The sequence below is a fragment of the Paraburkholderia humisilvae genome (genome assembly GCF_902859855.1).
GTDB lineage: Bacteria > Pseudomonadota > Gammaproteobacteria > Burkholderiales > Burkholderiaceae > Paraburkholderia > Paraburkholderia humisilvae.
Window position 1 is genome coordinate 96,620 of record NZ_CADIKH010000023.1, and the last position, 20,424, is coordinate 117,043.

Annotated in this window: 33 protein-coding genes, 1 other RNA gene and 1 pseudogene; 3 read left to right on the top strand and 32 right to left on the bottom strand. The window is 59.6% G+C overall.

Going from position 1 to position 20,424, the window contains the following annotated elements; genetic code table 11:
- From HV796_RS23510 to HV796_RS23645, 28 genes are all read right to left on the bottom strand, one after another.
- On the bottom strand, positions 1-1,773 hold the full coding sequence (locus tag HV796_RS23510; protein WP_175228910.1) for a hypothetical protein: 1,773 nt from the start codon (positions 1,771-1,773) through the stop codon (positions 1-3).
- Positions 1,774-2,073: 300 nt separating this feature from the next.
- Positions 2,074-2,262, bottom strand: a complete 189-nt coding sequence (locus tag HV796_RS23515; protein WP_175228911.1) for a hypothetical protein — start codon at positions 2,260-2,262, stop codon at positions 2,074-2,076.
- Positions 2,255-2,752, bottom strand: coding sequence for a DUF1804 family protein (locus HV796_RS23520; RefSeq protein ID WP_175228912.1), 498 nt, complete (start codon positions 2,750-2,752; stop codon positions 2,255-2,257). The genes HV796_RS23515 and HV796_RS23520 overlap by 8 nt, the downstream gene beginning before the upstream one ends.
- Positions 2,753-2,759: 7 nt before the next feature.
- A complete protein-coding gene (locus HV796_RS23525; RefSeq protein WP_175228827.1) occupies positions 2,760-3,125 on the bottom strand; it encodes a hypothetical protein in 366 nt (121 codons plus the stop codon).
- A complete protein-coding gene (locus HV796_RS23530) occupies positions 3,122-3,523 on the bottom strand; it encodes a hypothetical protein (RefSeq protein ID WP_175228828.1) in 402 nt (133 codons plus the stop codon). Before HV796_RS23530 ends, HV796_RS23525 begins: the two co-directional genes overlap by 4 nt.
- Complete coding sequence (locus HV796_RS45860) at positions 3,405-3,647, bottom strand: TraR/DksA C4-type zinc finger protein (RefSeq protein ID WP_175228913.1); 243 nt, start codon at positions 3,645-3,647, stop codon at positions 3,405-3,407. The genes HV796_RS23530 and HV796_RS45860 overlap by 119 nt, the downstream gene beginning before the upstream one ends.
- A gap of 9 nt (positions 3,648-3,656) precedes the next feature.
- Complete coding sequence (locus HV796_RS23540) at positions 3,657-4,280, bottom strand: hypothetical protein (RefSeq protein WP_175228914.1); 624 nt, start codon at positions 4,278-4,280, stop codon at positions 3,657-3,659.
- Positions 4,267-4,506, bottom strand: a complete 240-nt coding sequence (locus tag HV796_RS23545; protein ID WP_175228915.1) for a hypothetical protein — start codon at positions 4,504-4,506, stop codon at positions 4,267-4,269. Before HV796_RS23545 ends, HV796_RS23540 begins: the two co-directional genes overlap by 14 nt.
- 187 nt (positions 4,507-4,693) lie before the next feature.
- Positions 4,694-5,182, bottom strand: a complete 489-nt coding sequence (locus HV796_RS23550) for a lysozyme (protein ID WP_175228916.1) — start codon at positions 5,180-5,182, stop codon at positions 4,694-4,696.
- A 101-nt stretch (positions 5,183-5,283) separates the two neighbouring features.
- Positions 5,284-5,706, bottom strand: a complete 423-nt coding sequence (locus HV796_RS23555) for a hypothetical protein (protein ID WP_175228917.1) — start codon at positions 5,704-5,706, stop codon at positions 5,284-5,286.
- 141 nt (positions 5,707-5,847) lie between these two features.
- The gene (locus HV796_RS23560; protein WP_246356004.1) at positions 5,848-6,240 is read right to left on the bottom strand and encodes a Mor transcription activator family protein; all 393 of its coding nucleotides are present in this window, start codon (positions 6,238-6,240) and stop codon (positions 5,848-5,850) included.
- Positions 6,241-6,284: 44 nt separating this feature from the next.
- Positions 6,285-6,683: a gp16 family protein gene (locus HV796_RS23565; RefSeq protein WP_175228919.1), complete on the bottom strand. Its 399-nt coding sequence runs from the start codon at positions 6,681-6,683 to the stop codon at positions 6,285-6,287.
- An 87-nt stretch (positions 6,684-6,770) separates the two neighbouring features.
- Positions 6,771-7,487: a DUF2786 domain-containing protein gene (locus HV796_RS23570; RefSeq protein WP_175228920.1), complete on the bottom strand. Its 717-nt coding sequence runs from the start codon at positions 7,485-7,487 to the stop codon at positions 6,771-6,773.
- 5 nt (positions 7,488-7,492) lie between these two features.
- Positions 7,493-7,555: hammerhead ribozyme type II (locus tag HV796_RS23575), an RNA gene on the bottom strand.
- The gene (locus HV796_RS23580; protein WP_175228921.1) at positions 7,555-7,812 is read right to left on the bottom strand and encodes a hypothetical protein; all 258 of its coding nucleotides are present in this window, start codon (positions 7,810-7,812) and stop codon (positions 7,555-7,557) included. The genes HV796_RS23575 and HV796_RS23580 overlap by 1 nt, the downstream gene beginning before the upstream one ends.
- A 2-nt stretch (positions 7,813-7,814) precedes the next feature.
- A complete protein-coding gene (locus HV796_RS23585) occupies positions 7,815-8,432 on the bottom strand; it encodes a DUF3164 family protein (RefSeq protein WP_175228922.1) in 618 nt (205 codons plus the stop codon).
- On the bottom strand, positions 8,425-9,048 hold the full coding sequence (locus HV796_RS23590) for a hypothetical protein (RefSeq protein WP_217477988.1): 624 nt from the start codon (positions 9,046-9,048) through the stop codon (positions 8,425-8,427). Before HV796_RS23590 ends, HV796_RS23585 begins: the two co-directional genes overlap by 8 nt.
- Positions 9,048-9,347, bottom strand: a complete 300-nt coding sequence (locus HV796_RS23595) for a hypothetical protein (protein WP_175228924.1) — start codon at positions 9,345-9,347, stop codon at positions 9,048-9,050. The genes HV796_RS23590 and HV796_RS23595 overlap by 1 nt, the downstream gene beginning before the upstream one ends.
- Positions 9,347-9,775, bottom strand: a complete 429-nt coding sequence (locus tag HV796_RS23600; RefSeq protein WP_175228925.1) for a hypothetical protein — start codon at positions 9,773-9,775, stop codon at positions 9,347-9,349. Before HV796_RS23600 ends, HV796_RS23595 begins: the two co-directional genes overlap by 1 nt.
- A gap of 13 nt (positions 9,776-9,788) precedes the next feature.
- Entirely contained in the window at positions 9,789-10,190 is a 402-nt protein-coding gene (locus HV796_RS23605) for a hypothetical protein (protein WP_175228926.1), read from the bottom strand.
- Between the two features lies 1 nt (position 10,191).
- A complete protein-coding gene (locus HV796_RS23610; RefSeq protein ID WP_175228927.1) occupies positions 10,192-10,500 on the bottom strand; it encodes a hypothetical protein in 309 nt (102 codons plus the stop codon).
- Positions 10,497-10,826 carry a helix-turn-helix domain-containing protein gene (locus HV796_RS23615; protein WP_175228928.1) on the bottom strand — a complete coding sequence of 110 codons (330 nt, stop codon included), beginning with the start codon at positions 10,824-10,826 and terminating at the stop codon, positions 10,497-10,499. The genes HV796_RS23610 and HV796_RS23615 overlap by 4 nt, the downstream gene beginning before the upstream one ends.
- Positions 10,816-11,436, bottom strand: a complete 621-nt coding sequence (locus HV796_RS23620) for a hypothetical protein (protein WP_175228929.1) — start codon at positions 11,434-11,436, stop codon at positions 10,816-10,818. Before HV796_RS23620 ends, HV796_RS23615 begins: the two co-directional genes overlap by 11 nt.
- On the bottom strand, positions 11,429-11,671 hold the full coding sequence (locus HV796_RS23625; protein ID WP_175228930.1) for a hypothetical protein: 243 nt from the start codon (positions 11,669-11,671) through the stop codon (positions 11,429-11,431). Before HV796_RS23625 ends, HV796_RS23620 begins: the two co-directional genes overlap by 8 nt.
- Position 11,672: 1 nt before the next feature.
- Complete coding sequence (locus HV796_RS23630; protein ID WP_175228931.1) at positions 11,673-12,419, bottom strand: AAA family ATPase; 747 nt, start codon at positions 12,417-12,419, stop codon at positions 11,673-11,675.
- Between the two features lie 18 nt (positions 12,420-12,437).
- Complete coding sequence (locus HV796_RS23635) at positions 12,438-14,561, bottom strand: Mu transposase C-terminal domain-containing protein (RefSeq protein ID WP_175228932.1); 2,124 nt, start codon at positions 14,559-14,561, stop codon at positions 12,438-12,440.
- 2 nt (positions 14,562-14,563) lie between these two features.
- Entirely contained in the window at positions 14,564-15,085 is a 522-nt protein-coding gene (locus HV796_RS23640; protein ID WP_175228933.1) for a hypothetical protein, read from the bottom strand.
- 34 nt (positions 15,086-15,119) lie between these two features.
- Positions 15,120-15,419: a helix-turn-helix domain-containing protein gene (locus HV796_RS23645; RefSeq protein WP_175228934.1), complete on the bottom strand. Its 300-nt coding sequence runs from the start codon at positions 15,417-15,419 to the stop codon at positions 15,120-15,122.
- 243 nt (positions 15,420-15,662) lie between these two features.
- On the opposite strand from HV796_RS23645, the gene HV796_RS23650 reads away from it, so the two are divergent.
- Both HV796_RS23650 and HV796_RS23655 read left to right on the top strand, forming a co-directional pair.
- Positions 15,663-16,115 (top strand): hypothetical protein, encoded by a 453-nt coding sequence (locus HV796_RS23650; RefSeq protein ID WP_175228935.1) that lies wholly within the window; start codon positions 15,663-15,665, stop codon positions 16,113-16,115.
- A 485-nt stretch (positions 16,116-16,600) separates the two neighbouring features.
- Positions 16,601-16,807 (top strand): annotated as a pseudogene (locus HV796_RS23655) (reverse transcriptase domain-containing protein); the annotation flags it as partial.
- 162 nt (positions 16,808-16,969) lie between these two features.
- Here the strand turns inward: HV796_RS23655 and HV796_RS23660 are convergent.
- From HV796_RS23660 to HV796_RS23675, 4 genes are all read right to left on the bottom strand, one after another.
- Positions 16,970-17,461 (bottom strand): DUF302 domain-containing protein, encoded by a 492-nt coding sequence (locus HV796_RS23660; RefSeq protein ID WP_175228936.1) that lies wholly within the window; start codon positions 17,459-17,461, stop codon positions 16,970-16,972.
- Between the two features lie 570 nt (positions 17,462-18,031).
- Complete coding sequence (locus tag HV796_RS23665) at positions 18,032-18,754, bottom strand: hypothetical protein (RefSeq protein WP_175228937.1); 723 nt, start codon at positions 18,752-18,754, stop codon at positions 18,032-18,034.
- Positions 18,755-18,790: 36 nt separating this feature from the next.
- Positions 18,791-19,195, bottom strand: coding sequence for a nuclear transport factor 2 family protein (locus HV796_RS23670; protein ID WP_175228938.1), 405 nt, complete (start codon positions 19,193-19,195; stop codon positions 18,791-18,793).
- Between the two features lie 61 nt (positions 19,196-19,256).
- Positions 19,257-20,018 carry an SDR family oxidoreductase gene (locus HV796_RS23675; protein WP_175228939.1) on the bottom strand — a complete coding sequence of 254 codons (762 nt, stop codon included), beginning with the start codon at positions 20,016-20,018 and terminating at the stop codon, positions 19,257-19,259.
- Positions 20,019-20,205: 187 nt separating this feature from the next.
- Here HV796_RS23675 and HV796_RS43435 point away from each other — a divergent pair.
- The coding region (locus HV796_RS43435) for a hypothetical protein (RefSeq protein ID WP_217477989.1) at positions 20,206-20,424 on the top strand (219 nt) is incomplete at its 3' end.

Here is a 20,424-nt window from a genome sequence, read left to right on the forward strand (position 1 = left end):
TCAATAGCCCCGGTCGCGCGCGATCGCATAGTCGCTATCGTCATCGCGCTCGCCGTTTCCGTTTTTAACGGGCGTATAGCCCTCGGTGATGCCATAGCCACGCGACTGCGCGATCATCCACAGGATGTGCAACGCCGTCAGGCCGTCGTAGTGGTGATTGCCCTGCGGCTCCGGCCACGAATCCAGCTCGGCCAGCAGCCCCGTAAGCGATGGATGAAAGAGGATCGAGGGCGTGATGCGATCGGTAACGTACGGCTCAAGCGAGTCGATACGGACCTCAGGCGCGACGGTTGCGGTTACACCGACCAGCGGAAGCGGCACGCCCGCGCGTAGTCCCGCTTTCACTAGATCCTGCCGTGCCCACTCGTACGCGTTGTTGTTCTCAAAGCCAACTGCCATGCACCGGAACTCTTTCTGCGTCGCTATCAGATCGGACTCAAGCTTCGACGGCACGCGGCGCTTGATCGACGAATACACGACATGCAGACGGCGGCTGACGATATCGAGGCCACCGATCACAATTGCGGACGGGTCGGATTTCTCACCCTTGCCCATCGACGGGTCACACGCTCCAAACATCAGCCAGCTCTGCAATCGCTGCACCCAGAAGGTGATGTTGCCGAACACCTTGTCTTCTTCCGTGCGCGGATCGCCCTGCATTTCGGTGGCGAACGCACGAGGCGACTTCGCACGCTGCCGCATGAGCCAGTACAGCGTGCGCACAGACGGCCATGACGTGATCGCGCCTTCGTCCATTTGCGCGCGGTGCGCCTCGTAGAAGCGGTACGAAGGAAAATTGCTGTCGGACACGACTTCGCCGCGCGCAGCTGCATCGGAGATCACGCCCTTGTCGGCGTTGAGCATCAGCTCTTCGCACTGTGCCCACAGATCCAGATCCGCCGGCATCTGCGCGATCGCGCGGAAGTGATGCACGACGTGGCCGATGCTGCGCTTCGCGCGCGAGATCGGGTCATCCTTATCGAGAACCGTGCCGACGCCGATGTATTTCACTGTTCCGTCAGGCGGGCCGAGGTAGTCGATCGCCTTCTCAAGCCACGTCCATCGGTTCTGGCGCTCGGTAGGTGACTTCGCTTCGGAGTCGGTGATCAGATCATCACCGAACAGTACCTTTGGACGGCTCGCGCCGTGAAACGTACCGCGAATGGCTTGCTCCGCGCCGAATGGTTCGACCTTCACACCATTGCGCGTGATGAACTCGCCGACCTTCCACATCGGACCCTTGCCGCACACCTCGGGGAAGTCAAGCGCTAGCGCCGCGTTAGCGACTAGTTCCGTTTTAACGACTTCGAGCAGCTTCGTCGGCAGAGACGTTTCTGCGCCAAGCAGAATCAGGTAGTCGAGGAACGGCGGCGGCGCACCGGTCCAGCCGACTTCACGCCGTACCTCTTCACGCTGCAACAGCCCTTGCACGGTGATGTACACCGGGCCGATCTTCGTCGACATCGACGATTTGGCTTCACCGCGGGGCGCGACCCACCATTCACGTGTGCCGCCGGTCTGGCGCAGCAGCTTCGGGAAGCGCGTGCAGAAGTGAGCCTGGAAAAGAGACGGCGTGCCGCGAATGTGATGCGGGAAGTAGGTGTAGGCGAAGAACTGATAGTCGCCGTCGACGAGCACGCGCTTGCGACGCGCTAGCCTCGCTTCAGGCGACGGGTCGAGGCCGGTCGCGTGCGCCTGGATGTCGCGGCGCAGCTCGGCGGCCAGCTCGGCCATCTCCTTGTGAAAGTCCTTCTCGGTGAATTTCTGCACCATATCGTTCAGCCTTCGCTGCGCAGTTCTAAGGGTGAGTCCGCATCGGTTTCACATCGCCAGTGCGGACCCAACGCGTGATGCCCAGTTCGCATGCCTGGGTGAGACAAACACCATTTGCCATGCCGCGATGAGTGACCGGATTGCCGCATCCGCAGTAGCATCGCCTGCGCCTCCCTCGGCGACGCTCAAGCGGCTCGCTGTAGCGAATGTGATCTCTAGATGAGCCGTGGATTCCCCATCCTTCGGTGCCGCCTCGCATAGCCGCTGAAAGCGCCAGGCGGCCGAGTTTGCTAAGGTCCGTCATTCCGCTTTACCCTCCGATTTGCCGATACGCAGCACCACGTGCAGCGATCCGCAACCCATCGCTACACAGTCATGGTCGGGTGGCAGATCGGCGTCGGCGTCGGCGCAGATAACGACAGCGGACGGCGTGTCATACGCCGTCCCGATCTTGCGAATGCCGCTGCCGAGCGTCCACCAATTAGCCATATGCGGTGGCCAGCTCGTCGCCGAACGGACCCAGCACGTCTGCGAAGGCGGCGATGTGCTCGGGATGCCGATCCTTGATGAAAGCCGCAAGGCGTTGCACGACGCCCATCGCGATTGCCAGTTCGTTGGTCTCGGGCAGGATGCGCTTCGACGCATTGATTGTCTTGTTATAGGCGTCGGCGAGACTGGCCAGCATGGAAACCTTGTCGGCCGGCTTCATCTCGCTGGTTTCAAGCTCATCCATGGTGGCTTGATACTGCGTGAGCAGACCGGCCAGCATCTGCCGCGCCGCACCTTCAATGCCACCGCCCGCCATCAACTGCGCGGTCTGCGCCTTGTCCCAATCGTCGCCGGCTTCCAGCGCATCATCCTTCCAGCGTCGCGCGGTTGAATACGCGACGCCGCACTTTGCGCTGGCGATTTCGAGAGACAGGCGATCGAAAACAAACGATCGCCGTACCCGGTCGCGCGTTTCCTTCGGGTGCGCCATGGGTTCCTTACCAGCCGAGCTTTGCGCGTGCGAACGCGATGCCTGCCCCGACGATACCGCCCGTCAGGCCACCGGCGACCGCGCCGGCCACTGCGCCGCTGCGCGCTGCAACCTTCTCGACGTTTTCCATGCGCGTCGTAAGGACACCCACGTTCGCGTCGATCTTGCGCAGCAGAGCAAGCGATTCGCTGTCCGTAGTCGCAGCCGGTTGCGCAGCGGCAGTAGATTGTGCGTCTGCTCCGGTTGCCGCTGCTGCGCTGCCTGCCGGCGTTTGCGTCGATGCGTTGGTGCCCGCCCCGGTGTCGCCCGAGGTCGAAGCGGATAGTTGCGTGAGCCCCTGGCCAGTTCCTGCCTTCTCGGTAGTGTCGGTCATGCCTTGTCAGCCTTTATGAGATAGTCTTTCAGCTCGTTGATACGTGCGTCGATCCGCGTGAACAGCTGGCGCGTTTCTTCGCGTTCATCCTTCACTTCGTCGCGGCTCGCATACTCTTTTGCCACGGCCTCGCGGAAGGCGGCGAAATCCTCTCTGAGCTGCGCAACAGCCTTTCGATCGTCACGGGCATCGCCCTGGACGCGAGCGACCCAGATGCCACACGCCGAGAACGCTATCGCCCACAGCGCACAAACGACGCCGGTGATGATCGTGGTTCCGTCAAGCGTGAATTGCATAGCCCATTCCCTTAAGTCTCTTTTCCAGTTGCTCCTGACATTCGATACAGAATCGGCAACCGGGTACTGCGTCGCGGCGCGCCTGTGGAATTTCCTCTCCACATGTCTTGTTCTGACAGTGCGACTCAGACACGGCGCACTGCGCGGGAATCGGCTGTGTAGCAGCAGCTATTGCCTCGGCACGAAATCTTTCTTCCAGTTCGGTTGCCTTATCATCGACATCCATGCTTTGCCCTTACGGTTGCGCGGGCAGCGCGGCTCGCACGCCCTTCAGTTTGTCTTCGGTGCCGTGGGCGCGGTTGGCGTAGTCAACGAACCAGTCGAGGATGTCCGCTTGTGATACCCCGCTGTCAGTGGTGGCATCGGCGTCGGGTCCGTCAGCAGCAGTGCCGGGACCGGTGCCACCTTGCAAGGCTCGGTCACTATCGTCGGCAATGCCGGCGGCTGCGTTCCACAAGCGGACAAAGCCGAGAGAAAACACGCAGCTATACACAGGGGTAATAGTCGGGGCAGACTGGACATTGACGGCGCGCTGGGGCGCTGCGACGTGCGGCTGAGTGACATCATCGATATGCTCCTTTAACGCCACTGATTCAGTGATAGCGGCGCTCTGGACGTTGAGAAAACCGGATTCGGCAGCCTGCCCACGTGTCACGTCGGCGGCATACTTGCCGAATGCATCGCTTGCTGCCGACGCGGACGCCTGCTGGATCGATGCCTTGTAGTCGGAGAGATTCTTGTCGCCGATCGACTGTGCGACGCTGTAGCCGTGCTCGTAGGTCTTCGCGAACGCGAAGGCAAGCAGCACGGCAATGACGATGCCCGCGATAATCTTCGCGTACTTACTAATCATTGCCATTGGGGCCTTCCTTGTTGGAGCGTCCGCGCCACGCGCCAAGCGCCTGGATGATCGCCGAGTAACCGCCGACGCTAGTGAGATAGACAATCCACACGTCGAGCGTCAGCTTGTCCCTGACGCCCTGGTAGATGAACATGCCGGTGGCGACCGCCGAGGCAACGTTAGGCCAGAGCTTCGCGTGCGAGAGCTTGCCGTCGACGCCCGTGATGAGGTCGCGCAGTGCCATCAGTGACCCCGGGCGCGGTTGCGCCGCTTCGCAGCGACACGGCGTGCAGCGCGAACACCGGACGGCTTACGGCCCGGCGCGATCGGATGGGCGAAAGCGATGCGCAGACCGTAGCCCACATGCGTATGACGCGCGACCATCGCAGACGCGGCGATCGCACTGGCGAGGGAGAGGAGAAGGCGACGCATTAGTCGACCTTCATGAAGAGCGCATGCTCTGCAGCGCGACGGCGCGTGAGGCCTGCCATCGGCTTGCCGTCGCCCTTGTCCCAGAGCGGGAACTGATCGGCTGCGCCCGCATAGTCACGCTCACGCAGCTTTTTAAGCAGCGTTGACGGGCCCCCTTCACGCAGCTCGATAAACCCGTCTTTAACGCCTTTCTTGCCCGGGCCAACGTTGAACACGAACGACACCAGCGCATCGAACTGGTTTTGCGTCAGGTCGAGATCGAGCACATTGATGATGATCTCGCCGCGCGCATGCAGATCCTGCGCGAACAGCGCATCGGATTGCGCCTGCGTGATCTTGAGGCCGGGACGAACCTCGGGGCCGGTGTGTCCGCGCCCGATTGTCCAGGGGGCACCGCCAGTGGCGGGGTCGGGATACGCTTCGAGGCGATCATCCTCGAAGTCTTCGATCAGATCGCTGCCCGCTGCGGAAATGCGTTGGTTTTTCATGCCATCTCCAGTGGATGGCACGACTGTAGGGTGCGCGCGTGTGGCGGGTTAGTGGATGAATGTCAGTGGATAGAGACGGCCCCGTCGGACGGGGCATAACGTCAGGGGTTTGTGGCCTCTGTCAGCTTTCTCACGCCGGCGACAGCCTCAGAATGATTCTGCCCGCCAGCACGGGCAACAATGTACTCAACCATCAGCTGTTTCGCTCGATCCTCGGTGGACTTATCGCGCGGATCAAGCACCGGCAGAGCCTCCGCGACATCGTACATTGAATACGCGAAGTGCTTCTTCTTCGACTCGTTATAGCCAATCACGACCAATCCCGCGACTACGTCTGGCGTCGTACGGTATTTTTTCGCGGCGGCAGCAAGTAGCTCCGTGGCATCCCGAGCTTCCTGACTGTCCGCTGTATGGAAATGGCCGTCTGATATTGCCGCGAACTTTTGCCCGATGGTTGGCTCTGCCGCTTGTGCGGCGCACGCGCATACAAGCGCAAAAAGGGCAGTTGCTACAAATTTTTTCATATAGTTCCCGTGTGTGAACAACGAATGCTATCAGCGCCGCACGTCGAGTGTCATTGTTAATGCGGCCACCAATTTTAACGATACTCAAAAACCAAATAGCAAGCCCCGCATATAGCGGGGCTTTTCACACAATCTTGGGGGTTAGAACAGCACATCTTGACCGGGCGGAGACTGCGCATTCACGTCGCTACGCTTGAGGATGCGCCATATATGCCGGTCGGACATCCGGTAGCGAACCGCGAGATGAGTCACCGTGTGAATGGCACTGTGCTCGCGCGTCATGACATCGAAGTTGCGACGGATTTCGCGGTGCATCAATTCGCGCAGAGCAGTGGCGCAGCGCGGGATATAGAGGCTATCACCGCCGAAGTGTATCGTGATCGCATCGGCGGCATCACTCCCGACAACTTCGGAAAGCGCCTCGTAGCGGATTTCGCCCAAGCGCGACTTGCGAAGTGCAACCGGAAACGTCGTGCCGCCGAGCTGCTCGACGAGACGTACCGATGCCGGCAAGCCGATGAGGCGGATCAACACCTGTATTGCTTCGGGCAGCAGATGCTCGACGTTAGCGAAGTCCATCAGCGTTTCTCCCGCCGTTTCGCGTCAACCTGCAGCGCCGCGATCAATTTGCCGAGCATCTCGCCATCGCAGAATTCGATCGCGTCAACCTTGCAGATACGCTTGACCATGCCACTGACGTATTCCCACGGCCGGCCGGCATCGGCGAGCAGTGCCTCGATCTTGCCTAGCTGCGCAGCACGGCTCGCGGCCACGCGTGGGCGGCTCTGTTGTATTTTCGTGGGCAGGAAACCGCAACGCTCCATGTGCTTGAGTAGCTTTGCGGCACCCTCAGGCGCAAGATCCCTCGCTGACTCGACACCCGCGACGCTGCGCAGCATCGCGCGGTAAGTGTCGTCGTCAAGCGCTAGCTGTTTCTTCGCAACGTGGATTTTCGCTAGTACCGTTCGGGCGATCATGTCATTGCCCCCTGAACGCGCGGCGCAACTCCTTGCGGCACAACGCAGCAAGGAAAACAATGCCGGCGACAATGATAAGAGTGTCAGTCATCGCGCGCCCCCGCTGTGGCCGATAGCCATAGGCGGCTCGTCACTGCCAACGCCCGGGCGCACTCGCGCACCACTGCCGGCGACAATTCCATTCGAGCGGTCTCGAACAGACGACGCCGAACGACTGACCTCACGGCTTCTCGGTGACATCGTGGCCATCGCTGCATAATGGGCGCGCATGTATGCGTCCACGATACGTGCTTGTTCTGCTGATTGCTCGGTTGGCTGGATCTGCCCCTCGACTGCTGCTACCCAGCCACCACAGAACTCATCCGCGCGCGCCACCTTATTATTCGGCCCGCAGCGCCTGAGTTCCGTCTCAATATAGTGGCGACGCGCGCGACGCAATTGTCGGCCCAAGACCTCAAAGGTGTATGCGCAGACTTCGGGGGCCGGCGCAATGCCGATGAACACATAGCCGCCGTTGATGCCAAACGTGCGCTCATTCAGGCGGCGGCTAAACACCATCTCGCAACCGTATGCTCGGGCGCACGTGCTTGCCAGCCCGACTTCGTACCAGACCGGCGTTTTCGTCGAGGCGCTCTTCGCCCACTGTTCATCAGCACCCGCCGCGATAAGATCCGGATGCTCAAAACCGTATTCGCGCATCAGCTTCTGTGCCTGCCGCATTGCGGCCGCTGCCTCATGGGGCTCGCTCGACTTGGCGAGCGCGAGGCACTTGCGTATCTTGTTCAACGCTGTCTTCTTGTCCATTGATTCCTCGGCTGCTCATCAGTACATGGTCACCACGCCATGCAGACCGCCTCGCGGCGGTTTCGCTTCAATCGACATCAGATCCAATTGCAGGTAGGTCGCGAGGCATCAGTACCTGTTCGGCGTCGACAAGCATCAGCTCCAGCTCGGGCTTTTCTCCAACCACGTACTGACATTTGTGACTACCGGCGAAGTGGCGTCGACACCGGACTGACTCCCGAAACAGCTTGATCGCCTGCATTGCCTTGTCGGCGTCGAGCAGGTATTCCTCAAAGCCGATGCGGACGCAGGCAAGGTCGCGCTTTCGTGCTAGCTTCGTCGCCATGGTCAGATCGCCGCGAGGTCGAGGCTGATCGGCCGATACTCCTCGGTCTCGTCGTCGCGCTCGTAGAGACGTACATATGGCTTGCTGCCGGTGATTCGGATGCTGTCCACGATCGCACGCATGGCCGTGGTCCACTTAGGGTGTTCAATCGCGAGGCGGCGTAGACCGAGGATGCGGCCAGTGTTCACGTTGCCCTGCTTGTCGACCTGAAAGGCTTCGTTGATCAGCGCCTTGATCTCGTCGCTGCTGCCTTTCGTCCACTCGCGAATGCACTCGTCGATCAGTTCCTTCGCCGCTTGCAGGCGCTCGTCGAACTGGATGTGTTCGGCAATCTGCCGAACGACCTTGAATCGGCCGTCGAAAGTGATCAGCGTGATGTTTCCCTTGGTGCCACCGGCCTTCACGCCGTACTGTTCGTGGCTTGCCTCAACAAAGGCCGCAATGTCCGAGAATGCACGCGTCTTGAATTCGCCGAGCTGCGCCTGCAAACGCTTCGCCTGGTCGACGAGTGCCTGCACTGTCTGATCGCGCAACTGGTCGACTGGCTTGACCATCGATTCCGGCACGAGACGGCCGCGCGCGTCCTGCACGAAGCCAGCCGGGATATGTTGCTTAGTCATGGAGCTTTCCGTCCTTAGAAAATGAGTTAATTTCTTTGGTGATCCGCCTTAGCGTCTTGAGGCTCGCGGCGATACCTGGTGTGATCTGTCGCTCCCCTGATTCTGCTGCGGCGATGACGGCCGGCACGGACGTAGCAGGTGATGCACGAGCCTCCGGCGTGCCGAGGCCGGCATGCCCTTGTCGCTGCCGCTCGGTGTGCGTCTCGGCGCGTGATTCGGCCTGGTCCGCGAGACCGGCCAGCACTTCGAGCAGATACCCGTGGCTCTTCAAGGGCAGATTGAGACGCCCCTGATCCCGCTGAGCGAGCATGTGCTCGAAACCCTGGCGCCAGTAGTCGACCGGACAAACCCACGTGCGACCATTGCGCTCGATCTGTGCTGCGCGGATCATGGGAGCCAGTTCATTCAGTAGCGAAGCCATGCGGGTATGGCTCATTTGCGTTTTGGCTGGCGCGAACAATCCGACGTAGCGCAGCAACGGCTTGATGAACGAATCGCCGGCCGGGTGCGCTTCGATGATCGCCAGCAACGCTTCACGCGGAGCGTCGTCGGCGAGAACCACATCGAGGCTCATCACGGCGCGACAGTTCGGGCAGCAAAGTTGCGGCATCGGCATTAATGCACCTGCCGGTGCGAGGATGATTCGATGCTGTCTTCGAGCTGCTCGCGCAAACTATCCCGTTCGGACAGGTAGGTCTCGAGGAACGCCGAGATACCGCTCGTATCCTGTTTTATGTGCAGAATCAGGACGCGGTTCATTGCACCGACAATCTGCGCTGCAACTTCGTCGAATTGCGCCAGTTTTTGAGCCTGCATCAACAGCGTGAGGTTGGCTCGGCGCAATTCACGGCGCAGATCATCGACCGATTCAAAGGCGTCGGGATTTGCGATCGTGGGTCCGTTGGTCATTGTCATCACGCTGCTCCCACGATGCGCTCAATGTTGATCGCGTCAATGAACGCGAGTAGCTGCGTCGTCTCTTCGCGCGACAGATCGATAGCCTTGCGATCCTTGACGATCGACAGACGGCCATCGGTGAAAAAACCACACGAGAACCGTCCGTCGCCAACAGTCGCCGGGGCGAGCGCGGGCTTGCGTCTGGTCACGATCTGCTTTACGCCGTCCACTTCCTTAAGCAGGGTCTGCGATGCAAAGTAATGGTTGACGGAAGCGCCGCCTTCGACTGCCGGCTTCTTTTCGCTCTTGACGCGCCCGTCATTGAGGTACGGATGGATGAGCGGCTGGACGTTCTTCGCCTGCATGTCCAGTTCGTCGGCGATCTCGGCCGCTGTAATGCTAGGCCGGTCGACGATCAATTGCAGAATGGCTTTAACAGACGACATGTGTGAGTCTCCTTTAGTGGAAGGTTTGACCGCCGCGCACTTCGCTGTGGTCGGGGTTGCCCGAATGCTCGGGATACAGTTCGGGATCGGGTACACGTGTTTCGGTCGCGGTAGCGGCGATCGCGCGCATTGCTGTCAGCCCTTCGGCATACATTGCGGGCGTGATCTTCTCCGCCTTACGACACGCGAGCCAAACCGCGTACGTGTTCGAGTCAGCCGCTGTCATGCGGGCACCCGTCTCGACGTGCGTCACACAAAAGAGCGGTTCAAGTGGATGGACGGAGCCGGCGAACGGGTTGCTATGAATGGCGAAAGCGCCAGCGGGCATGTTCGGCAAATCCAGCGGTGTACCCTGTACTTCGACGAAGTAGGGAGCGCTGCCAGCCTTGCCGTGACAGAGCATTCGCAGCATCATGTCAATGCCCCTGTTCGTTCCACAACACGCGGATCTCGCCGACCTTGAACTGACCAACGCGGTACCGCGTCGAGCCGGAACCGCCGGTGCGGTAATACGTGGCTTCACCCTTTTCGATCAGCTCGGCGCACGCGGCGCAGTTCTGGATCTGGATCGTGGGCTTCGAGCCATTCGAAAACTCGATGCCGATGACGGTGAAACCACGTTCGGTCAGCGTGCCGATCGTCGCCGCAATGCGAAGTGCTGTGAGTTCCATCAGCTGGTTGATCGGCGGGATCGGCGGGTTGAAGACGTTAGAAAGGGACATCATTTGGAGACTCCTTTAACGGGGCGAAGCGGGCACGTCAGGCACGTGCGCCAATGGCTCAGTTCAAGCGGGTTGTTGAGAGGGGCGCGCCGATTGGCGTAGGACACGCATACCGTCAGCGATATCGGCTGCCCGGTATGCGTGCACTTCACCTGGCCGAAAACGCGCATCACGCGGTCGGCGACTCGATCGGTCTTGCCCGGGTATTTGCCGGCGAGAACAAGGGAAACAGTGGTGCGGGAAACGTCGAGCCTCTCTGCGACGGCGGTCTGCGACGAAGCGGTCACCGCGTCACGAAGCATCTGAAGCCAGTCGCTATCAGGCGTCATGGTCAGGCTCCTCCTGCCATACAACCTTCGCGAGATTCGGGTCGTAGATGCACTTCGTGCGCTGGATCATCGGCGGACGCGGGCCGGTGTATTTCGTCGGCATGAGGCGATATCGGGACTGCCGCGCACCTACGCCGCGAATGAACGGATGACCCTCTTCGACGATGGTCAGATAGCCCGCGACGGCCAGCGCTCGCAGGTACGTCTTGGCGGTCTGTTCTGCAACCTTGATGTCGGCCGTCGACGAACGGATGGCCAGTTCCGCTGCGGTGAAGTCGCCCATGATGCGCATCGTTCGCCACATGTTTTCGTTGCCGGTCGGGCGCACCACGTCGCCCTTGCGATCGAGGCGCGGCGCTTCCACGCCGACATCGCGGATCAGACGGTAGTGCTGCCGCTCGGTGAACTTCGTGCGCGCGCTGATCTGCTCGATGAAGCCGCCACGCTCCAGCACCTGAACATAGGTGCGGATGGTTGCGGTATCGATGCAGGTTGCCTTTTCGATGCCCGGGCCGGTGAAGTCCTTCGCCTGCTTGCGGATGACTTCCCAGATACGCTGACGGGGTCCGCGACCGCCCGCCAGTTCGAGGTGTGCGGGTTTTCTAGCCACGGCGAGATCCTCCGCACGCACCGACGATAAAAGCGATCATGCAGATGGCCAGAACGGCCAGCACGGCGACGACGGTCCAGACGACCAGCTGCACCCAACTCGTCGCGAAGCTCATGCCGACGATCATGACGAGCATCGCAACGGCACAGACCGCGATCAAAAGCGAGTTGAGGTGCACGGCCGAGCGATAGTCATTCGACGTTGGTGTGAAATGAGGTTTGATCATGGTCTGCACCTCACGCGCGACGTTTCGGTGCTTCGCCGGTGTACAGCTCGCGCTTGCCCCACAGTGCGAGATCCATTACGTCCTTACCAGCCAGCATCGCTTCCTCCTGAATGCGTTCGAGGTTCACGCAAACGCGGCGAACAGAACCATGCGACAGCTCGACAAGGCGCATCAGCAAATCGTCGGCGACCTTCACACGCGGGCAATACAGGCTGGTGAGCTGCCGTGCATCGCCCGTCGTGACCGGCTGTGCCGGCACCCACGCCAGCACGCGGCCGTGCATGCGTTCCCAACGCTTCAGCTTGTTCGGCAGCGCCTCTTCGCCGATCATCAGGATTGCGGCCTGGCTAGACTCGTACAGGTCGCGCACCAGCTCGACTGCATTGCGATCGACAAGGTGATCCATCTCGTCGATGATCAGCGGCCGGCCGCTGACGGCCAGTTCCTCCGCTACCTGATCGGCCATTTCAGGAATGGTGCCGCCGGGCTTGATGCCCATTTCGAACAGCACGGCCTTAAGAAAATGCTTCTTTGTCCAGACCGACTTCGCCTGCACATAGCGGGCGCGGCGCGAATTGGCCACATGGTTGGCCGCCATGCTCTTGCCATAGCCGGACGGACCGTAAAAGCAGACCAGTCCGGGCAGGTTTGCGCTGCGCGACAATGCGCGCTCGATCGCGAGATCGCACAGGCCAAGGTTGGTGATCTGCGCGATGCCGCCAGCGGCCGGTTTGAGGGTTGCTTCAAGTTGTGTCATGATTTCTCCTGTCAGGTGTTACCGATGGCCAGCGAGTTGCAGCTCGCCAGCTTCTTCGTCGCGGCGCTTACGCGCCGCGAATTCTTTGCTTCCTGCGTACAGTTCGTGGAACTTCAGTGCTTCCGCGTCAGGCGTCCCTCCGTTAAAAATGAGTTGATCAATCGATTGCCAGCGGGCATATCGCTGGTCTTCCGTCTGCGGCATTTCAATGACTGTCGCGGTCGGCGCAGCAATCGCAGGTTGAGGCTCGGGTGTGACGTCGACTGCCTGCACGTCGACGACACGGGCGTCGAGCGCTGCGCGCGCGATCTGACCGAAGCCTGGAATCGTGAGCACGTCCGGTGTTTCGACGCTCAGCGCCGGAGCGCCGCGCCGCTCGGCTTCAATCTCTTCGCGGTGTACGTCCAGACGCTTTAGGCGTGCATCAGCACGCTTTTCACGCGCCTGCTCGACGAACGACATCGGCATGTAGTGCCGCTCGTTTGCGCCGAACTCGGCGGTGCAAATGAAGCGGCCGTCCATGTGATGCACCCACACGCGTTGCGCGTCGTGGATATCGAAGGCGACATGGACCTGCTCGCCGTGAAACTCTTCGAGCAGCCCGCTGAAATATCTGTTGTTAAACAGCGCAATTTCGCCGCGTGATACCGTGCGCTCGACACGCGGGCGGAACACGTTTTGAGCTTCCGTATCGGTCAGCTGCAGCGGCTCCCATCCGGTCGCGCGATGCGATTCGTACGCTTCCAACGGGGACATGTGACGGCGCTTGCCGGTGACTGGATCTGCGATCTGCGGCAAGGATCGGTGCGGCTTGTTGTTGTACTCGTCGACACGTTCCGTGCAAAACTGCACGAAGCTATCCCAGCTCATCAGCGGTAGCGCGCCACCATGCTTGATCGCCTTACGGGTGACCTTGAACTGCGCAAGCTTCGCTTCGCGGTCCATCGACGCACCGATGAAGCTAGGCAGCAGTTTCGCGCCTTGAATCCAGATGGTTTGATGCGAACGCTCGATGACGCCTTTAGCCTGCGAGTTGTACGGCAGGGAATGCGTCACCTCGAAGCCGAGCAAGCCTTTAAGACCTGTGCCCTCGCGCTTAAGCAACTGATTGTCGTAGCCAGACCCGTTGTCGACGTAGAAAATGGCAGGCGCACCGCGGTTCATCGCCGCGTGGCTGATTGCTTCCAGCACAGCAAGGCTCGATTCGGCCAGACCGACAGAGAAACCGACTGCCATCCGCGTCGCGATATCGATGATCGTCGTGATCTCGGGCCGGAATGGCCGGCCGTGCATCGGATGCTGCACTTCGGCATCGAATGTGTGACCGTCTGCGCTCCATACGTCATTCGGCTGCAGCTGGTCGAACGTACGGCGAATGAATGGGCGGATGTTCTTCAACTCGCGCGGACCCATGCGGCCGACTTCGCGCGACACCTTGCCGAGCTTGCCGAGGAATCGGCGCACCTGGTGGATCGTCGGGAATGGCCACGCGTGAGCACGCATGCGGTACGCTTTTTCGAACTCGCGATACGCCAGCTCGACGGACGGTTTCTGCGGTAGCTGGTAGAAGGCTAGGAAAACCTTGGCCCATGCCGGCACGTCGTAATCTGCCTGCACGATCTTCGGCGCGAGATCTCCCGACTTCTCTTGTGCGAGCCAGCGCTTGAGCGTCCGGACGCTTGGGAATCCATCGCCCTTACGGCCGCGTTCATCGCGCGCCGATCGCAGCATGGGTTCCAGCTGCGCATCGAGCTGACCGAGCTTGGCCTGCGTCAGCAACGTGATCATTGCTGCTTCGCGCGAGATGCCACTAACCTGCATCAGACGATCGAGCGCAACGAGAACTCCCTTGCGTGCGGCTTGCGCGACCTTTTGTCGGTCATTTAATGGGAGTGGCGAGCGCAGTGGCTTCGCGGATTCAGTCGCCACAGGCAATGCGTCCCGTGCGACGCGCGTCGCAAGTGCGCCCTGCAGGTTGGGCGGCAGCATGTACTTGCGCCGAGTGCCGCCGCGTCCGGTTTCCTCGACGAATACCCAGCCTTCGCGCTCTGCGCGCGCAATGATCTTGCCTTTCGATGCAGGGATGCCCGAAATACGAAGCGAGGCAAGTTCCGAGGCAGAAAAATACGGTCCGGTCGACACAGTTATTTCCCGTTCCTCGAATGGATCCTCTCTACGATCTGCTCAAGGAGCTTTCCGTCCATGCGCCCCTCAAGCGAACGCTTTCTTGCCCTTAGATGACTCTCAAGCACCGCCATAGCGCCAAACTCGGCACAAACAGCTTCGTCGATGGTGAGGACGCGCCTGCGCGCATGGATCGCCATCCATTCGAGCGGCGCGTAGTCGTCGGCGACCTTCATGAGCGCCATCCACACGTCGACTGGGACGCGGCGATCCGACTGACTCGGGGCGGCCCACTGGTCGAGCTGCGCTTTGCCGACTGGGCGACCAAGCAACGTGGTGAGGGCATCAGCAAGCCGATCGCGGCTCTGACCTTTGGCGAACGCTCGCTCCAGCAAGCTTCCGAACGCTTGACGGATGCCCGCATCGAGTTCGCTTTCGCCGACAGCGGCAACGATTCCCTTCGGCGCCTCGATCGCGAACACGTCGAAATCGAGCCGGAGTTGTCCAGGCAACACAGTCGATTCACCAGTTCTTTTTTTCATGGCCTGTCTCGTTGTTTAAAAAGTGGCGGAAGTACTACGCTTGCTGTTTAACCGTGCCGACCGTGCTGGAGCCGCTATACTTATTTGCGTAACGAGGACGGATGCGCCGCCCTTCGGGAGTCCACCTGTCGGGCCACAGCTCGTGCGGGGGAATATCCAGAAAGGTTGCGATTGCTTTCTCGCCCGAGAACACCGGGCGTGCCAAAGCGTTCCGCACGTTGGAGACGGGAAGGCCGTAGTCGCGAGCAAGATCGTTCATTGTCTTTCCGCGTTTGCGGATGGCAGCTTTGATGTCTTCCTTGTGCCAGCCCGTTCGGCTTTGTTCCGTAGGCATCTGCTAGTCCTCGCTGCTCCGGTCAATGACCGGTTTTTTTGTCGGGCGTTAGTCCCGAAGGTCAGGTTTAACGGAGTCTAAGTGTTCCAAAGTGTGCCGTCAAGGGTGTTCCGTAGCGGAACGCTTTGTTTTTGCGGGTGGCGACCGATGTCAGTGCCTGAATCCTTGTTGGGTAAGGCGCATACGGGGCGACGCGATATTGATTAACTGTTCCTCGAAAGGGAACGCTTCTGGAATTTAAGTGTGCCCAAACGTGCCCTGTACTCTGCGTCGGAGATCGCCTCGATGCGATTGGCTGGCTTACCCACCACGAAGGCTCGTGTGATCGAGCGCGCGGCGAGCGAGGGCTGGTATTGGGAGGAGCGCACCGGGCTTGGTGGCCGGCGCAAGGTGTACGACGTTCCCGGTCGCTATCTGGCGGCTAAATCAACCCCTGAAGCTGCCCAGACGAGGAGTGGTGAACTACTGGAGGAGGCCACGACCTACATTAAGGAGCAGCGCAAGAGTGGCGAATTTGACGATGCCGAGCTGATTCGGGAGGTTGTACTGGGCGTTGAGCGATGGCTAGAGCGCAACAAGCTGCAACCCGATCCTGAGAAAAAAGCCGCGTTGATCTCGTTGTTATTTAAATACTTCAAAGAAGATCAGACTATCGACGACGCCAAGCTGGATAAGCTTTTGCGGGCGGTTGCCTGATCTCGCGCCGGGAAATCCCTTTGTTTTTCGAACTTGCGCTTTTGCGCGCTTTCGTAATCTGGACGCCCCAATAACGAAAGCAACGGGGTTACGAAAATGAAGGCGGTAGAGGGACAGATTGCGGCACTGATTGAAGAAATTCTGGTGTCGAATCAACAAGATGTTGCTGAGCTAGACGCGGTTTGGGTTAGTTGTGCAGTTGTCCGGCAGATTAGGCCGAGCCGAGCCGCAAACGATGATGCGTACGGGGTAGATCAAGTAGGTTGGGCCGTCCGCGCACAGTCGTCTCGAAAAAGGGGCGTTTTTTTTTGAGATCTATGCCAAAAATTGCGCGAAATCTGCTCACACGATGCTTTGATTTGCCAAATTTCTAGCATCGAGGAAGCGGCAGCGCAGGACGCTAGCCGCTTGTTTTTTTGGGATTTTTTCTTTTTTTCCTCTTTTACTCGTAGTGTCAATCTGAGCACCACCCCATAAGCGAGTGAAATGTTGACCTGGAGAAGTTCTTCGATCGGGTCAATCACGACATCCTCATTGACCGCGTGCAGAAACGCATTGGCGATGCCGGCGTCATCCGGCTGATCTGCGCGTATCTGAACAGCGGGATCATCAGCGATGGCGTGGTGCAGGAGCGCGGCGAGGGTACACCGCAAGGCGGCCCGCTCTCACCGCTGCTGGTCAATGTGCTGCTTGCTGGGTCTGCCCCGTCTCCTGACCTCAACTTTCCGAACCGCCCGGTGCGGACCCGCATGCCTGGTGGTATGGCAGGGGCACGGCGTATGGTCGTCCCCTATGCCGATCGCTTCGCCTTCAACGACCCGATCCGACCCGTGACAGCTGTCACGCTGATAGGGTTACTGAAGCGCCGATGCGCACAATTTTGCCACTCTGTCGTCGAGCGAACGAGCCTGCGCGTCGATGACAGCGCTATGAAACTGGCTCAGTTGTGAGGATGGCTTGTCGTACTCGATGGTCGTTCCACCCTGCGCGTTTTCATACACCATGATCCTAAGGGGTGCATACAGTCCCGCGGCCATGTTGACGCTCGTCATCTCAATGGCGGTCAGGATATCGCCCGTGAAGTACACGATTCCGTTTTTCTGTTGTCCTTTCAGGATCAGCCAGTCCCCGTGTACGCCGATGTAATGAATCGCCAGACCATCTTTGCCCGTAGCTTTGCGCAGCGCCGCTCTGAGCTCATCAGTTTTCTTTTCCCTTAGAAGCGTCCGAATGTTTTCATCAAGCCGTCCAAGGCGCCTTTCCAAATCTTCTTTGACGAGCGCATAGGGCTTGTCCGACGAGACCGTCACGTGGTCGACGATCATTTGCTTTTCCGAAATTTCCATGGTTGCCCCTAGGGCAAGCGGAGAGGAAAGGAATGGAAATACCCCAAGCGCAGGGGCACATACGAGCGTAAGAACGGAAACAGTTGTGCGAGTCTTAGTCAAGTTAGTTTCCTTTGAGCATAGTCACTCGCCACCGATTTTGATGAGTCTTCAAATTGAATGCCTCAACCCCGCCGGGGTTTTCTCACCAGGCGCGACGGATTCGGTCGGAATACTGATGATGGGTACGTAGACTCGTGGTGTCAACGGCGGAAAACTCAATTGTGCGTGATCAAGAACGAGCCAGTTGAAGCGCTATAGACGTCCGTCAAATCTCGTAAAGCGCAGCCCGTTACGCTGGATCATTAGCCAACGCGAAGGAGCCGGCTGATCACCGTTCGAACAAGGTGGGGAATTTTCTTTCAACACGCACTTCTGGTAATAATTTCGACAGCAAATCACACAACCGATGCAAAAGAAGCGGTTGGCGCAAATGAACATCAAACTCGGTGCTTGGAACGCTATCCGACGTCGGGACTCGCGGCTTGGTTGCATACCGACTTATATCCCGCCGCTGCGACGCGTTGGAGGCTATCCGGTGCGGAAATCGATATCGCGAAAGTCGATCGACACCAGTAACGGCTCGTCGACCTTTCGCCTCGCGTCGTCGTACGCAAAGACCCGGCGCGACATCGGGACCATGACACCCCGCACGTTGTGGTAGTTCGATGCATAGTTGGCGCCAGTCGCTCCACCCATGACATCCACCGTATAGTCGTGGCGGCGCAGCAGCCCGTCTTGACCGAAGTAGGAAATCTGCTCGCGACTGTGGCTCGCAATCAAATCCGGGAACGTCACCTTCAGACGTCGCCACACTTCGCCGTTCTCGTTCCACGCGGGTAGCTCCTCCATCACGAAGCCAGGAAACGTGTAGAGAAACGGTATGGTCAGGTATGTCCAAAGCGCGTAGCCGGTAAAGTACAGCGCGTGCAGGCGATCCCATTCAGTTTGCTGGGTGTGGCCTTGATACGACGCGCGCGGTGACGTCCGCTCCTCGGCGACATGACCGTTATGCGAGTCGATGCGAATGAGGTTCGGCGTGAACGCGCCTCGCCAGCCGGCTGTCCGCGACGTGATCGCGACGTGCTGCCGGCGCAGGCTTGCGGCCACCTCGATCCCGCGGAACATATCCGGCTGCCCCTTGAGGCGCCATATCGCGCCGCCGATATCAAGTGCCGCCAAAGCAGTGCGAAAGCTCGCCCACCTGTCCATTCCGCCATGCGCTCGCACGGCTTCCTCAAGCAATGTGGTCATTACGGATTCCTTATGTAAGAAACCGAACCGCGAGCGCTACCGCTCATCCGCAAAGGTGCTGCCAAACATCGGGTGGCCGCCGGCGGATTCGCTGCGCGTCGCTTCGTCCTGCAATACGTCCCAATGCTCGACGAGCTTGCCGTCTTCGATTCGGATGATGTCCACACCGATCAGCGCGGCGGGACTGGCTGAGCTGGTGTATCGGCTGTGCACCCAGACAAAGTCGCCCTGCGCGATCGCCATGTCGTACTCGAAACGCACGTCGGCAAGCGCACGGACCAGACCGAACAGCCCGTCGCGTCCAGCAGGAACATGCCGGCTGTGCTGTACATAGGATTCGGACCAGAATTGCGCCGCCTGCGCATAGTTTTTCCTGTTAAACAGCGTATCCAGCGCCTCAAGAACAAGCGCTGTGTTTTTCTCTTCAAGTGTTGCAGCCATTGCAAGGTCTCCGGTGATTGCCCACGTTGCGGCTTGCCACGCATGCGCGCGCGTGCACCCGTTATTCGACGGGAAACGGATTGTCGATGACGAACTGGTTGAACTGTTCGACAAACGGATGTTCGCGCGGCCCCGCGTTGTCGCGCATGGGTCTGGCCGCGCCGACGACCACTTCCGTTGTCGCGGTCTCCAGCAACTGCATCGTTTCGCCGATGAACGCATCAAGTGGCATCGCGCGCGGGTCGCCGCTCTTGTGAACGAGATCGGTGTCTACCCAGGGTGGCGTGATCTCGAGTACGCGAACGCTCGTATCGCGCAACACGAAGCGTTGCGACAACGTGTACGAGTGAATCGCCGCCTTGCTGGCTGAGTACAATGCGGTCTCCGCAAGCGGCACGTAGGCCAACACCGAGCTGTTGTTGATGATGTACGACTCGGGCTGCCGTTTCAGATGCCCGACGAGGGCGGCGCTCATTCGTACAGGGCCAAGCAGGTTCGTGTCGATGAGGCGGATCGCCAGTTCCTCGTCGAGCGCGCCGCCGGCATCGTCGAACGGCATAATGCCGGCGTTGTTGATCAGGACGTTCAAGGCCGGATAGCGTTCCACCAGGTGCGCGGCGACCTTGCGAATCTGCGCGGCGTCGCCGATATCGAGTTGGATGGTATCGATGCCGGGATTCAACTGTGCGATCTCATCAAGCAACGCCTTGCGCCGCCCGGAGATGATGACCTTGTTGCCCCGCTTGTGGAAGGCTTCCGCAAGTCCGCGTCCTATGCCCGATGTCCCGCCGGTGATGAACACGGTATTTCCGCTGGATTTCATGATAGACGCTCCTTATCTATTTGATTTGAGTGCAGATTCGACAAAGTAGTAGTATGGAATACTAATCATTGTGTCATCCATTGCACGGCTCAAGTTGACGTAAGGGCCGCGGCGGTTAACCACCCGCGAGATGCCCAATGAAGGAGTGCACTAACGGGTCGTCGATGCAGACCCGTCACGTGCACTCATGCAATGCTCGAATTCTGGTCTGTACGGTTGCGCCGATAAATCACCGGGTCGCCTCAACAGTGTTCTCTCAAAAAGAACAATGGCCGGTCTTTCCGGAGGTCGTGCGCTTGCAATTACCCACAAGTCGGATGCGAAACCTGGTGCACGTTATGTTTCGTGTGCGAGCGAAATGGCCGGCAAGCGACAGGCGGATGAGCGGGCGTGGTTCGAGAAGGAA